This is a genomic window from Streptomyces sp. NPDC001351, assembly GCF_042896045.1.
GTDB lineage: Bacteria > Actinomycetota > Actinomycetes > Streptomycetales > Streptomycetaceae > Streptomyces.
Genome location: NZ_JBIAWS010000023.1, coordinates 26,385 through 39,123, shown reverse-complemented (window position 1 = coordinate 39,123; position 12,739 = coordinate 26,385). Strand labels below are relative to the sequence as shown.

Below are 12,739 nucleotides of genomic sequence, written 5' to 3'. Positions count from 1 at the left end.
ATACGGATCACGCGGCGGCATGGCGTTCGGCGTGGAGGAGCTGCGTGTGCTCCGCCGCGCCCTCGCCCTCGCCCTTCAGCCAGGCCCCACTCCTGCCGGGGACGTCCAGGACTGCCTCCGTCTCGCCGAGTCGCTCGACGAGGCGATGCGCGAGGGCGCCAGACTGCGTGCCTTCCTGGTGGCCGACCTCGCGCGCTACCGCGCCGCCCTGCCCGCAGCCACCGGCGACTACCTCGTGCTCCTCGAGGAGGCGCTGGGCGCCGGGTACCGCCCGGAGCCCGACGACCTCGCCGCTCTCCGGGCGCTGCGCGGCAACCCGGCCGCCTCCGTCCTCCTGGGGCGCTGCCGGATGCTCGCCGAGCAGGACGTACGTGCCCGCCTCGCGCGCGATCCGGCCCGTCCGGCAGCCCCGACCGTCCCTGCCGCCCGCAACCGCCTCACGGCCCTTCAGGGCGGCCTCAAGGGCACCGGGAAGCATCTCGGGCCGGACGTCGACCGGGACCCCGCCAGGAAGCCCGAGAAGAAGCCCGCCGAGAAGCCCGCGGCTCCCAAACCGGCCCCCGCCCCCGCCGCCCCGAAACCGGCCCGCCCCATCCCGACCCCGGGCGAGGTCTTCCCCCGCCGTAAACCGACCCCGCCGTCCGGCTCCAACCCGCCCCGGCACCTCGCCGCCGGCTGACCCGGCCCGAACCGTCGAAACCACCCCAACCCCGCCCCGTCCGCCCCGCCACCCCGTGGCTACCCTGGACGCATGGACTACGTCTCCGCGCTTGTGCCCCCGGTCGTCATGGCCGTGTTCTTCATCGGCGTGATCAGGGTGATCGTGAAGACCCAGGGCGGGGCCAACAAGGCCAAGGAGGACGCGGCCGTCGACGCCGCCATCGCGCGCGCGGACGGGGTCCGGCAGGGCCCCGCCAAGACCGACGGCTGAGTCCCTCCCGGGCGGCGCCCCCTCGGCGTACGGCTCCCGCGCGTACTCGCGCCTTCGAGCCGTACGCCCCTTTTGTTGCCGTATGGCAGGGAAAGTGCCCGTCCGGGGCGCCAATGGGGAGTTCTCCCACTATTGTGCTGAGGTGTGCCTCGCCCATTGGGAGAACTCGAAGACGCGGTCATGACGCGGGTGTGGAAGTGGAACCGCCCGGTGACCGTTCGAGAAGTCCTGGAAGACCTTCAGCAGGAACGGTCCATCGCGTACACCACGGTGATGACCGTTTTGGACAATCTCCATCAGAAGGGCTGGGTGCGCCGGGAGGCGGAAGGCCGCGCCTATCGATATGAGGCCGTCTCCACCAGGGCCGCCTACGCGGCCGCTCTGATGAACGACGCCTGGTCGCAGAGCGACAACCCCGCGGCCGCTCTCGTCGCCTTCTTCGGGATGATGAGCGATGAACAGCGAGGCGCCCTCAGTGACGCCGTACGCATCGTCCAAGGGCCGGAAACACCCGAAGCGGCGCCGGATACCGGCAGTGATACGGCCGGCGAGAACCCCGGCTCGGCACCGGAGGGCGACGGGCGATAGCGTCCGCTCATGTCAGCGATGAGTCCCGAAGGTCCCGAAGGCCCCGAAGTCAGCGCTAAAGCCATCACTGTCCGGCGGGCCCGCACCAGCGATGTACCGGCCGTGCGCCGTCTCCTTGACACCTACGTACGCGGCCGCATCCTGCTCGACAAAGCGACGGTCACCCTTTACGAGGACATCCAGGAGTTCTGGGTCGCCGAACGGGACGACAACGCCGAGGTGGTCGGCTGCGGCGCGCTGCATGTGATGTGGGAAGACCTCGCGGAAGTCCGCACTCTTGCGGTGAAGCCCGGCCTGAAGGGCGCCGGTGTCGGGCACCAGTTGCTGGAGAAGTTGCTGCACACCGCGCGCTGGCTGGGCGTTCGTCGCGTTTTCTGTCTGACCTTCGAAGTGGACTTCTTCGCCAAGCACGGCTTCGTCGAGATCGGGGAGACACCCGTCGACACCGATGTCTACGCGGAGCTACTGCGTTCCTATGACGAAGGCGTAGCGGAGTTCCTGGGTCTCGAACGGGTGAAACCGAACACCTTGGGCAACAGCCGGATGCTTCTGCATCTGTGATCGCCGATCACCGAGACGTATTCCGCCGACCGTGCCCCGGTTCCCTATGTCCGAAACGCGTATGTTTCCGGACGGAGTGGGTCTCTGCCCGGGAGTCGGCCCCGCACTGGGTCTCGCGCTCAGTGTCTCGCTCAGTCTCTCCAAGGGGTTTGTGTTTTTCCCGCAAAAGCGGTTTGCTTTCCGACGTACTGCAGTACTGCATATAACAGGGGACGGCGAAACGGCGGACGCCGCAGGCCCCCGGCCCTCAAGTTATGGATGAAAGGAAATCCGGTGGCACAGAAGGTTCAGGTCCTTCTTGTCGACGACCTCGACGGCGGCGAGGCGGACGAGACCGTCACGTTCGCGTTGGACGGCAAGACTTACGAGATCGATCTCACGACCGCCAATGCGGACAAGCTCCGTGGCCTTCTCGAGCCTTACGTGAAGGGTGGTCGTCGTACCGGAGGTCGCGCTTCGGGCGGACGCGGAAAGGCACGCGCCGCCTCCGGTGGCAGCCAGGACACCGCGCAGATCCGCGCCTGGGCGAAGGAGAACGGTTACGAGGTCAACGACCGCGGCCGTGTCCCGGCGTCCATCCGCGAGGCCTACGAGAAGGCCAACGCCTGATCGCTGGTCTACGGCAGGGCCAACGGCTGGGCGCATGCGCGCCGCAGCCGCAGCCGGTGGCAGTGCGTTGCCACCGTGTCCACAAGTCGCACGAGATCGGGGGCGCCCCCACCGCCCCTCACAGCCGACAGCGTCGGCAGCGAGGCCTCGACCGCGCACCCCGGCTCGGGGGGCCGCAGCCATACGGCGGCCCCCTGCACGCCCGAGCGGCCCACCGGCCGTACACCCGCCGACGGCGTCCCGGGCGGCAGTGGCGCGTCCATGACGCAGCCCGTGCCGAGCGCCCTCAGGTCGAGCGCCAGCGCCCCCCACTCCAGCCAGTCCAGCAGCCCCGGCAGCTCCTCCGCGCTGCCCGCGGCCACCAGCAGCCGCATCCGGCCCCCCTGCACGGCCACCGGAGAGGCCGGCGCGAGATGGCGCAGGCCCGCCCGGCCCGCCTCGGCCGGGACGTCCAGGACGTCGAAGCGGTCGCCCACGCGGAGCCGCACCGGCGACCCGGGGATTCCCGCGCGCGCGGGCACTGTCGCCCAGCCCAGTTCGTTCTCGTAGAACCGGCTGACCCGATCGCCCGGATCGATCGGCCGACGGGGGAGCGGGACCGTGGAGAGGCTGCCAACCATGCCAAGGGCAACCGCCCGAAGAGCTTGCAAGTTACGCTGGGTGTTCTGACAGATGCGAAGAGTGTCGAAAAAGGGGGCGTGCGAGGGTGCGGGGTAGCGCAAGGGTTGTTCGCCCATAGCGGAGGGAACCGGTGCGCGCGGCATGGAGTGTCAGTCCCAGCGGGTAAGACATCCCTAGTGGGAGGGGGCGACACGCAGGCAAGGTGGTCTCACGTTCGCCATCGGCGTACTGATGGTGAGAGTAACCACCTGGCCTGCGGGAACATCGTCTCGCACCATCGGGTTGGAGCAGATGTCGGCGTCACGGGTCAGGAGGCCATCGACGGTGTCGGCAGTTGGAATGAGCGGTCCCCGCTTGCGGGACTAAGCTGCGGAAGGACAGGGAGGGGAAGTTCCCCCCACTGCCTGACCGCTCTGAGGAGCGATTAACGATGTTCGAGAGGTTCACCGACCGCGCGCGGCGGGTTGTCGTCCTGGCTCAGGAAGAAGCCCGGATGCTCAACCACAACTACATCGGCACCGAGCACATCCTCCTGGGCCTGATCCACGAGGGTGAGGGTGTCGCCGCCAAGGCCCTTGAGAGCCTCGGGATTTCGCTCGAGGCGGTCCGCCAGCAGGTGGAGGAGATCATCGGCCAGGGCCAGCAGGCCCCGTCCGGGCACATCCCCTTCACCCCCCGTGCCAAGAAGGTCCTGGAGCTGTCGCTCCGCGAGGCCCTTCAGCTGGGCCACAACTACATCGGCACGGAGCACATCCTGCTCGGCCTGATCCGTGAGGGCGAGGGCGTCGCCGCCCAGGTCCTGGTCAAGCTGGGTGCAGATCTCAACCGGGTGCGGCAGCAGGTCATCCAGCTGCTCTCCGGTTACCAGGGCAAGGAGACCGCCGCCGCCGGCGGGCCTGCCGAGGGCACGCCCTCGACGTCCCTGGTCCTCGACCAGTTCGGCCGGAACCTCACCCAGGCCGCTCGTGAGTCCAAGCTCGACCCGGTCATCGGGCGCGAGAAGGAGATCGAGCGGGTCATGCAGGTGCTGTCCCGCCGTACCAAGAACAACCCGGTCCTGATCGGTGAGCCCGGCGTCGGCAAGACCGCCGTCGTCGAGGGTCTCGCCCAGGCCATCGTCAAGGGCGAGGTGCCCGAGACCCTCAAGGACAAGCACCTCTACACCCTGGACCTCGGCGCGCTGGTCGCCGGCTCCCGCTACCGCGGTGACTTCGAGGAGCGCCTGAAGAAGGTGCTCAAGGAGATCCGCACCCGCGGTGACATCATCCTGTTCATCGACGAGCTGCACACGCTGGTCGGTGCGGGTGCCGCCGAGGGCGCCATCGACGCCGCTTCGATCCTGAAGCCGATGCTGGCCCGCGGTGAGCTGCAGACCATCGGTGCGACCACGCTGGACGAGTACCGCAAGCACCTGGAGAAGGACGCGGCCCTCGAGCGCCGCTTCCAGCCGATCCAGGTCGCCGAGCCGTCCCTGCCGCACACGATCGAGATCCTCAAGGGTCTGCGCGACCGTTACGAGGCCCACCACCGCGTCTCCATCACCGACGAGGCGCTGGTCCAGGCGGCCACCCTGGCCGACCGGTACATCTCGGACCGCTTCCTGCCGGACAAGGCGATCGACCTGATCGACGAGGCCGGTTCCCGGATGCGCATCCGCCGGATGACCGCTCCGCCGGACCTGCGCGAGTTCGACGAGAAGATCGCGGGCGTGCGCCGCGACAAGGAGTCCGCGATCGACTCGCAGGACTTCGAGAAGGCCGCCTCCCTGCGCGACAAGGAGAAGCAGCTCCTGGCTGCCAAGGCCAAGCGGGAGAAGGAGTGGAAGGCCGGCGACATGGACGTCGTCGCCGAGGTCGACGGCGAGCTGATCGCCGAGGTCCTCGCGACCGCCACCGGCATCCCGGTCTTCAAGCTGACCGAGGAGGAGTCGAGCCGCCTGCTGCGCATGGAGGACGAGCTCCACAAGCGCGTCATCGGCCAGGTCGACGCCGTCAAGGCGCTGTCGAAGGCGATCCGTCGTACGCGCGCGGGCCTCAAGGACCCGAAGCGTCCCGGTGGTTCGTTCATCTTCGCCGGCCCGTCCGGTGTCGGTAAGACCGAACTCTCCAAGGCCCTCGCCGAGTTCCTCTTCGGTGACGAGGACGCGCTGATCTCCCTCGACATGTCGGAGTTCAGCGAGAAGCACACGGTGTCGCGTCTCTTCGGTTCGCCCCCCGGATACGTGGGCTACGAAGAGGGCGGCCAGCTGACCGAGAAGGTCCGCCGCAAGCCGTTCTCCGTCGTCCTCTTCGACGAGGTCGAGAAGGCCCACCCGGACATCTTCAACTCGCTGCTGCAGATCCTGGAGGACGGTCGTCTGACCGACTCCCAGGGCCGGGTCGTGGACTTCAAGAACACGGTCATCATCATGACGACCAACCTCGGCACCCGGGACATCTCCAAGGGCTTCAACCTGGGCTTCGCGGCGCAGGGTGACACCAAGTCCAACTACGAGCGCATGAAGAACAAGGTCTCGGACGAGCTCAAGCAGCACTTCCGCCCCGAGTTCCTCAACCGCGTCGACGACGTGGTCGTCTTCCCGCAGCTGACCCAGGCCGACATCCTCGCGATCGTCGACCTGATGATCAGCAAGGTGGACGAGCGCCTCAAGGACCGGGACATGGGCATCGAGCTCTCCCAGTCCAGCAAGGAACTGCTGTCCAAGAAGGGTTACGACCCGGTGCTGGGTGCGCGGCCGCTGCGCCGCACCATCCAGCGCGAGATCGAGGACACGCTCTCCGAGAAGATCCTCTTCGGTGAGCTGCGTCCCGGTCACATCGTGGTCGTGGACACCGAGGGCGAGGGCGACAGCCAGACCTTCACCTTCCGCGGCGAGGAGAAGTCGGCGCTGCCCGACGTCCCGCCGATCGAGCAGGCGGCCGGCGGTGCCGGGCCGAACCTGAGCAAGGAGGCGTAGGCCTCACGGCGACGCCAGAAGGGGCCGGTGCTTTCGAGCACCGGCCCCTTCGTCATGTCTGTCTGCGGTTACGACAACTGCCCGTTGTAGTCCGGGAGTTTGAAGGTCTTGTCGGCGTGGCCCCCCGAGAGGTCGGTGGCGCTGTTGCCGATGTTCGCGATGATGTCGTAGCCCTTGTTCTCGATGTCGACGCGCTGGGCGGTCTTGTAGGCGGCGACGTCCTTGAACAGGTCGAAGAAGCCGCGGACGTACAGGCCGGAGACGTCGTAGCCGTCGTGCTCGAGGTTCCACTCGGTGGGCTCTTCGATGATGCCCGGGCGGGCGGTGACGAAGAAGAGCGAGACGCCGTGCTCCTGGGCGTACTGGGCGACGTTCAGGACGGGCTTGTTGGCCGGCTGCGGGAAGCTGAAGCCGAAGTCCGTCTCCAGCGTGGTGTTGTCGATGTCGAAGACGATCGCCTGCTTCTCGCCCGGCTGGGCAGCGGCGATCCGCTCCTTCAGATAGGGCAGGGCCTGGTCCATCACCGTCTGGCAGTCCTTCTGCCAGGTCGCGTAGTCGACGCCCGAGGCGCTCGTCGCTGCGTCGGCGGGGGTGGCCAGGGCCACGAGGGCAGCTGCGGAGACTGCGGTGACCACTGCGCGGAGCGCCCAGGGGCGTCTGCTCGTCATGGTGGGGGGTCCTCTCACGTCCGTATGCCGTTGTCCTGTGCATGTTCGGCGCCGAGGGTGGCGTGAGGGGAACCGTAGGGTTACCGGGCGGTAAGTGGCCAGAGATGTGCGTCACATGACGGGCTGTTTGCAGGGAGGGTGGATCTTGCCGGGCGGTGACATGACGCACAGGCGATTCGGCCGGTACTAGGGCGGATAGTGGGAGGTCCGACGGGAGGGGAAAGCGTCGCTTTTCTGGAACCCCAGAGGTGATTCTGCCGTCGCCGAATGATTCGTCCGTTATTGGAGCTGTGTCAAGGAGAGGGAAGTTTTGGGGTGAAGTACTAGGAGCCGTCGTACATCACACGTTTTGGGCTTGGTGGGTCTCGGGGTTACCAAGGGATGGTCCATCCGGCAGCCGCTTGTGCGCCGGGTGGTTTTCTCTGCCCCCGTCCTCCCGAGGTTTCCATGTCTTCGCGTGTCACGTCCCGTTCTTCCCGTACGTCCCTGCTGCGCAGCCGCGCGGCCGTCCTGGCCGCCGGGCTCGGAATGTCGGTCGTGCTGGGGGCAGGGGTCGCGGCCGCCGCCGATGGCACTTCCGCGTCCAGTGCGGCCGGCGCCGTCAAGGCGCAGGCCGCCGCGCAGGCCAAGGCCGCCGCGAGCGCGAAGAAGGCCGCCCAGACAGCCGCCGCCAAGAAGGCAGCCGCCGAGAAGGCCGCCAAGGCCGCTGCCGCCAGGAAGGCCGCCTCCTGGATGCACCCGGTGAAGAAGTACCGGCTCTCCGCGAGCTTCAACCAGGCCGGCAGCATGTGGCAGTCCACCCACAGCGGGCAGGACTTCGCGGTCCCGAGCGGCACGGACGTCGTCGCCGCGCACGGCGGCACCGTCGTCAAGGCCGGCGGCAACGGCGCCGGGGACGGGCCCGCGTACGGAAACGCCATCGTGATCAGGCACGGCAACGGGACCTACTCGCAGTACGCCCATCTGTCGCGGATCGACGTCAGGGTCGGCCAGGTCGTCGCCACCGGCCAGCACATAGCCCGGTCCGGGAACACCGGTAACTCCAGTGGCCCGCACCTGCACTTCGAGATCCGTAGGACCGCGAACTACGGGTCGGCCGTCGACCCGGTCGCCTTCCTGCGTTCCAAGGGCGTCACCGTCTGAGGCGGGCTGTCCGTCTAGGACGGGTGGGTGGCCCGGTGCGCCCGGGTCACCAGGTCGGTGGCGACTTCGAGGACCGCCTTGCGCTTGTCCTCGGGGTCGGCCTCGATGTCTCCCAGCGCGAACATGCCGGCATGCAGCGTGAACATCGCGCTGACGCAGCGCACCTGGTCGATCAGCTCGGCGTCCGGGTCGATGAGGATGTCGCGCATGCCCATCATCCGGTTGCGGAAGGTCTCACCGATGCGCAGTTCCTTCACCGTGCTCTGGTTCTCCTGCATGAAGCGGAAGAGCGGGGCCGCACCGGCCAGGGTGTCGCTGTAGCGGCGGATGATCTCGTGCTTGGTCTCCAGTGACTGCGGCTGTCCCTTGCCCCACTCGATCAGTTCCACGATCGGCTGGGAGAGGTCGTCGAAGATGCTGACGAGGATCTCTTCCTTCGTCTTGAAGTGGTAGTAGAGCGCCGCCTTGGTGACGTCCAGGCGCTCGGCGATCTCGCGCAACGACGTCTTCTCGTAGCCCTGCTCGGCGAAGAGTTCGAGCGCCACGTCCTGAATGCGCTGGCGGGTGTCTCCGCGGCGCTGCTGCTTGGTGCCGTCCATGGTGCCGCCCATCCTCGCACTCCAGAGAAACTTACTTGACGCCCGGCTAGTTACGGGGCTACCTTCCCAGTGTAGTCAACTAGCCGGGCGGCAAGTAAGTAGCCGACCGAGGGGAATGCCCAGGGGAGTGGGGACGATGGCGGACACGCAGACGGTCGAGACGAAGCCGGACAAACAGCCGAAGAGCGTACGGGTCGTGCTGCTCGCGCTCATGATCACCATGATGCTCGCGATGCTCGACAACATGATCGTGGGCACCGCGATGCCGACCATCGTGGGCGAGCTCGGGGGACTCGAGCATCTGTCCTGGGTGGTCACGGCGTACACGCTCGCGACCGCGGCCTCCACCCCGATCTGGGGCAAGCTCGGCGACATGTACGGGCGCAAGGGCGCCTTCATGACGTCGATCGTGATCTTCCTGATCGGCTCCGCGCTCAGCGGCATGGCGCAGAACATGAGCGAGCTGATCGGTTTCCGCGCGATCCAGGGCCTTGGCGCGGGTGGTCTGATGGTCGGTGTCATGGCGATCATCGGTGACCTGATACCGCCGCGGGAGCGCGGCAAGTACCAGGGCATGATGGCCGGCGTCATGGCGCTCGCGATGATCGGCGGCCCGCTGGTCGGCGGCACCATCACCGACAACTGGGGCTGGCGCTGGTCGTTCTACATCAACCTGCCGCTCGGCGTCGTGGCGCTCGGTCTGATCAGTGCCGTACTGCATCTGCCGAAGAAGCGGGCGAAGGCGGGTATCGACTACCTCGGTGTCGCGCTGCTGACCATCGGCATCACCTCGATCGTGCTGGTCACCACCTGGGGCGGTACGCAGTACGCGTGGACGTCCGCGCGGATCATGGAGCTCATCGGGATCGGCGTCGCCGCGCTCATCGGGTTCGTGTTCTGGCAGACGAAGGCCGCCGAGCCGATCGTGCCGCTGCACATCTTCCGCAGCCGTAACTTCACGCTGATGTCGCTCATCGGCTTCATCACCGGGTTCGTGATGTTCGGCGCGACGCTGTACCTGCCGCTGTACCAGCAGTCCGTGCAGGGTGCGTCCGCGACCAACTCCGGGTTGCTGCTGCTGCCGATGCTCGGGGCGATGCTGGTCACCTCGATGGTGGCGGGGCGGGTGACCACCAACACCGGTCGCTACAAGGTCTTCCCGGTCGTCGGCAGTGTCCTGATGACCGTCGGGCTCTATCTGCTGTCCACGATGGACACCGGCACCTCGCGGTTCACGTCCGGTGTGTTCATGGCGGTCGTGGGGCTGGGCATGGGCTGCCTGATGCAGATCACCATGCTGGTCGCGCAGAACAGCGTGGAGATGAAGGACATGGGTGTCGCGTCCTCCTCGACCACCCTGTTCCGTACGCTCGGTTCGTCCTTCGGTGTCGCGATCATGGGCGCGCTGTTCAACAACCGGGTCCAGCACGTCATGTCCGAGCGGGCCGGGGCGCTGGGGGCGAAGATCACCGAGAAGTCGGCGGCGCTGGACGCCAAGAGCCTGGCGAAGCTGCCGGCCGTGGCGCGGGAGGCGTACCAGCACGCGGTGTCCGCGGGCACGCACTCCGCCTTCCTGCTCGGGTCTGTGGTGGCCGTGGGCGCGCTGGTGGCGGCGGTCTTCGTGAAGGAAGTCGCGCTGCGGGGGACGGGGCCGGCTGCGCCCAAGTCCGGCGACGACGCGGAGGCGGTGGCGCAGGCGCCGGTCGTCGAGGCCGTCTGAGCCGCGAGTGAGCTGAAGGTCCCCCGGTGGGTGTCCGCCCCGGGGGGCCTTCGTCGTGCTCCCTCGCCCCCGCCGCCCCTACCCGTCCCGTCCCAGGGGGCTCCGCCCCCTGGACCCCCGATCGGCCTGAACGGCCTCGTCCTCAAACGCCGGACGGGCTGACATTGCCTGCCCGGCCGAAACGTGAACGCCGGACGGGCTGACGTTGCCTGCCCGGCGCCAAAAGGTGGGGGATCGGGAATTGTCTACGGCAGCATCGGGTGACTGCCCGTGTTCGTCGGGGCATGCTCCGGCAGCCACAGCACCGCCACCGCTCCCTCCGCCGGTACATGATCCGGTGCGCCCGCCGGGCGTACGTTGCGGAAGGTCAGGCGGGCGCCCAGGACGCGAGCCTGGCCGGCGGCGATCGTGAGGCCGAGGCCGTGGCCGTGGCCCGCGCGGTCGGCGCTGCCCGTGCGGAAGCGGCTCGGGCCCTCGGCGAGGAGGTCGGACGGGAAGCCGGGCCCGTGGTCGCGGACCCGGATGACCCGGCCCTCGACGGTGACCTGGATCGGCGGCTTGCCGTGCCGGGCGGCGTTGGCGAGCAGGTTGATCAGCACACGCTCCAGGCGGCGCGGATCGGTCGTGACCATCGACTCGTGCACCACCCGCACCTCGACGGCCGGGTCCTTCGCCGCCACCCGCCGGGTGACGAACTCGCCGAGCAGGATGTCCTGCAGCTCGGCCCGCTCGGAGGCGCTGTCGAGGCGGGCCACCTCCAGGACGTCCTCGACCAGGGTGCGCATCGCCTTCGCGCGGTCCAGGACCAGCTCCGTCGGGCGGCCCGGCGGGAGCAGTTCGGCGGCCGTCAGCAGGCCCGTCACCGGGGTGCGCAGCTCGTGCGCGATGTCCGCGGTGACCCGGCGCTCGGCCTCGAGCCGCTGCTGCAGAGTGTCCGCCATGGCGTCCACCGCACGCGCCAGGTCGTCGGTCTCGTCCCGTACGACGCCGCCGATGGCGTCCCGGACCCGTACGTCCGACTCGCCCCTGGCGACCTGGTTCGCGGCGGCCGCCGCCTTGCGCAGCCGGCGCGAGAGCTGGCCGCCGATGAGCACGCCCAGCGCGCTGCCGCCGAGGACCACCGCGATGGAGCCGATCACCAGGGCCTGGTCGAGATCCTTGAGGATGTTCGTGCTGCGGTCGGTGAACCCGGTGTGCAGCGACAGCACATGCCCGTTGACCGGCATGGCCGCCCAGATGTCCGGCGGGCCGCCCGGCCGGTCGGTCACATACGTCGCCCGCCGACCCTCACCCTCCTCGACCTTCGCCCGCAGCGCCGGGGGCAACTGCGGGTCGTCGATCTTGATGTCGGGGAAGACGGTCCGGCTGGGGTTGCGCGCCGCGATCTGGATGCGCTCGTCCGCGAGGTCGCGCGCGTTGTCCAGCATCGAGACCCGGGCCGCGTTGTGCACGACCAGGCTCAGTGCGATCGCCACCAGTGCGCCGACCAGTGCGATGGCCGCGCTGAGCTTCCATCTGAGGCCCGTGCGCATGCCCGTACCGGCTGCGGCTTTCGCAGCGGCAGGGCTCCGGAAGATCCCCCGCATGTCCTTGGTGTCCCCGCTCAGGCCTTCAACTTGTAGCCGAAGCCGCGGACCGTCTCGATCCGGTCCTGGCCGATCTTCGTGCGCAGTCGCTGCACGTGGACGTCCACCACGCGCGTGTCCCCGCCCCAGCCGTAGTCCCACACGCGCTCCAGCAGCTTGTCGCGCGACAGGACCGTGCCCGGCGCGGAGGAGAACTCCAACAGGAGCCGCATCTCGGTCGGCGTCAGCGCCACCGGCTGCCCGGCCCGGCGCACCTCCATGCCCTCGGTGTCGATCTCAAGATCGCCGAAGCTCAGCACCCCGCCGGCCACCTCGGAAGGGGCCTCGTCGGCCCGGTCGCCGCCGCCGGCGTGCCCGAAGCGCCGCAGCACCGCCCGGATGCGCGCGACCAGCACGGCACCGTCGAACGGCTTGGTCACATAGTCGTCGGCGCCCGCCTCCAGGCCCAGTACGACGTCGATCGAGTCGGCACGCGCCGACAGCATGATCACCGGCACGGTCGACTCGTCGCGGATACGGCGGCACAGGCTCACGCCGTCCAGTCCGGGCACCATGACGTCGAGCAGCGCGATGTCGGGGCGGTTCGCCCGGAACGCCTCCAGGCCGGACAGCCCGTCGGGCATCGCGGTGACCGCGAAGCCGTCCCGCTCCAGGGCGAGCTGGGTGGCCTCGCGGATGACGTCGTCGTCCTCGACGAACAGGACGTGGGTCTGGTCTGCCATCCCGCTGCTCTCAGTTCTCGTGTCGGTCGTGGCGT

At 68.6% G+C, this 12,739-nt stretch carries 13 protein-coding genes; 8 read left to right on the top strand and 5 right to left on the bottom strand.

Annotation, left to right across the window (positions count from 1 at the left end; translation table 11 throughout):
* Positions 1 to 19: 19 nt before the first annotated feature.
* The 5 genes from ACFY1U_RS47560 (at position 20) to ACFY1U_RS47540 (ending at position 2,689) form a co-directional block, all read left to right on the top strand.
* Positions 20 to 679 (top strand): hypothetical protein, encoded by a 660-nt coding sequence (locus ACFY1U_RS47560; protein WP_390700416.1) that lies wholly within the window; start codon positions 20 to 22, stop codon positions 677 to 679.
* Positions 680 to 751: 72 nt separating this feature from the next.
* Positions 752 to 931 carry a hypothetical protein gene (locus ACFY1U_RS47555; protein WP_390700335.1) on the top strand — a complete coding sequence of 60 codons (180 nt, stop codon included), beginning with the start codon at positions 752 to 754 and terminating at the stop codon, positions 929 to 931.
* 156 nt (positions 932 to 1,087) lie between these two features.
* Positions 1,088 to 1,519, top strand: a complete 432-nt coding sequence (locus tag ACFY1U_RS47550; protein WP_390700334.1) for a BlaI/MecI/CopY family transcriptional regulator — start codon at positions 1,088 to 1,090, stop codon at positions 1,517 to 1,519.
* Between the two features lie 9 nt (positions 1,520 to 1,528).
* Positions 1,529 to 2,080 (top strand): amino-acid N-acetyltransferase, encoded by a 552-nt coding sequence (locus tag ACFY1U_RS47545; RefSeq protein ID WP_390700333.1) that lies wholly within the window; start codon positions 1,529 to 1,531, stop codon positions 2,078 to 2,080.
* A gap of 273 nt (positions 2,081 to 2,353) precedes the next feature.
* Complete coding sequence (locus tag ACFY1U_RS47540; RefSeq protein WP_007498879.1) at positions 2,354 to 2,689, top strand: Lsr2 family protein; 336 nt, start codon at positions 2,354 to 2,356, stop codon at positions 2,687 to 2,689.
* An 8-nt stretch (positions 2,690 to 2,697) separates the two neighbouring features.
* Here ACFY1U_RS47540 and ACFY1U_RS47535 read toward each other — a convergent pair whose 3' ends face one another.
* Positions 2,698 to 3,309: an SCO3374 family protein gene (locus ACFY1U_RS47535; protein ID WP_390700332.1), complete on the bottom strand. Its 612-nt coding sequence runs from the start codon at positions 3,307 to 3,309 to the stop codon at positions 2,698 to 2,700.
* Between the two features lie 431 nt (positions 3,310 to 3,740).
* Here ACFY1U_RS47535 and ACFY1U_RS47530 point away from each other — a divergent pair, with 431 nt between their 5' ends.
* Positions 3,741 to 6,266 (top strand): ATP-dependent Clp protease ATP-binding subunit, encoded by a 2,526-nt coding sequence (locus ACFY1U_RS47530; RefSeq protein ID WP_115906674.1) that lies wholly within the window; start codon positions 3,741 to 3,743, stop codon positions 6,264 to 6,266.
* Between the two features lie 68 nt (positions 6,267 to 6,334).
* On the opposite strand, the gene ACFY1U_RS47525 is transcribed toward ACFY1U_RS47530, so the two are convergent.
* Positions 6,335 to 6,934, bottom strand: a complete 600-nt coding sequence (locus ACFY1U_RS47525) for an HAD family acid phosphatase (RefSeq protein WP_390700331.1) — start codon at positions 6,932 to 6,934, stop codon at positions 6,335 to 6,337.
* 447 nt (positions 6,935 to 7,381) lie between these two features.
* On the opposite strand from ACFY1U_RS47525, the gene ACFY1U_RS47520 reads away from it, so the two are divergent.
* A complete protein-coding gene (locus tag ACFY1U_RS47520) occupies positions 7,382 to 8,077 on the top strand; it encodes a M23 family metallopeptidase (RefSeq protein ID WP_390700330.1) in 696 nt (231 codons plus the stop codon).
* Between the two features lie 14 nt (positions 8,078 to 8,091).
* Here ACFY1U_RS47520 and ACFY1U_RS47515 read toward each other — a convergent pair whose 3' ends face one another.
* On the bottom strand, positions 8,092 to 8,688 hold the full coding sequence (locus ACFY1U_RS47515; protein ID WP_390700329.1) for a TetR/AcrR family transcriptional regulator: 597 nt from the start codon (positions 8,686 to 8,688) through the stop codon (positions 8,092 to 8,094).
* Between the two features lie 124 nt (positions 8,689 to 8,812).
* On the opposite strand from ACFY1U_RS47515, the gene ACFY1U_RS47510 reads away from it, so the two are divergent.
* The gene (locus ACFY1U_RS47510) at positions 8,813 to 10,396 is read left to right on the top strand and encodes an MDR family MFS transporter (protein WP_390700328.1); all 1,584 of its coding nucleotides are present in this window, start codon (positions 8,813 to 8,815) and stop codon (positions 10,394 to 10,396) included.
* A 245-nt stretch (positions 10,397 to 10,641) separates the two neighbouring features.
* On the opposite strand, the gene cseC is transcribed toward ACFY1U_RS47510, so the two are convergent.
* Positions 10,642 to 12,111 (bottom strand): two-component system sensor histidine kinase CseC, encoded by a 1,470-nt coding sequence (gene cseC, locus ACFY1U_RS47505; RefSeq protein ID WP_390700415.1) that lies wholly within the window; start codon positions 12,109 to 12,111, stop codon positions 10,642 to 10,644.
* Positions 12,000 to 12,704 carry a two-component system response regulator CseB gene (gene cseB, locus ACFY1U_RS47500; protein WP_390700327.1) on the bottom strand — a complete coding sequence of 235 codons (705 nt, stop codon included), beginning with the start codon at positions 12,702 to 12,704 and terminating at the stop codon, positions 12,000 to 12,002. The genes cseC and cseB overlap by 112 nt, the downstream gene beginning before the upstream one ends.
* Positions 12,705 to 12,739: the final 35 nt, after the last annotated feature.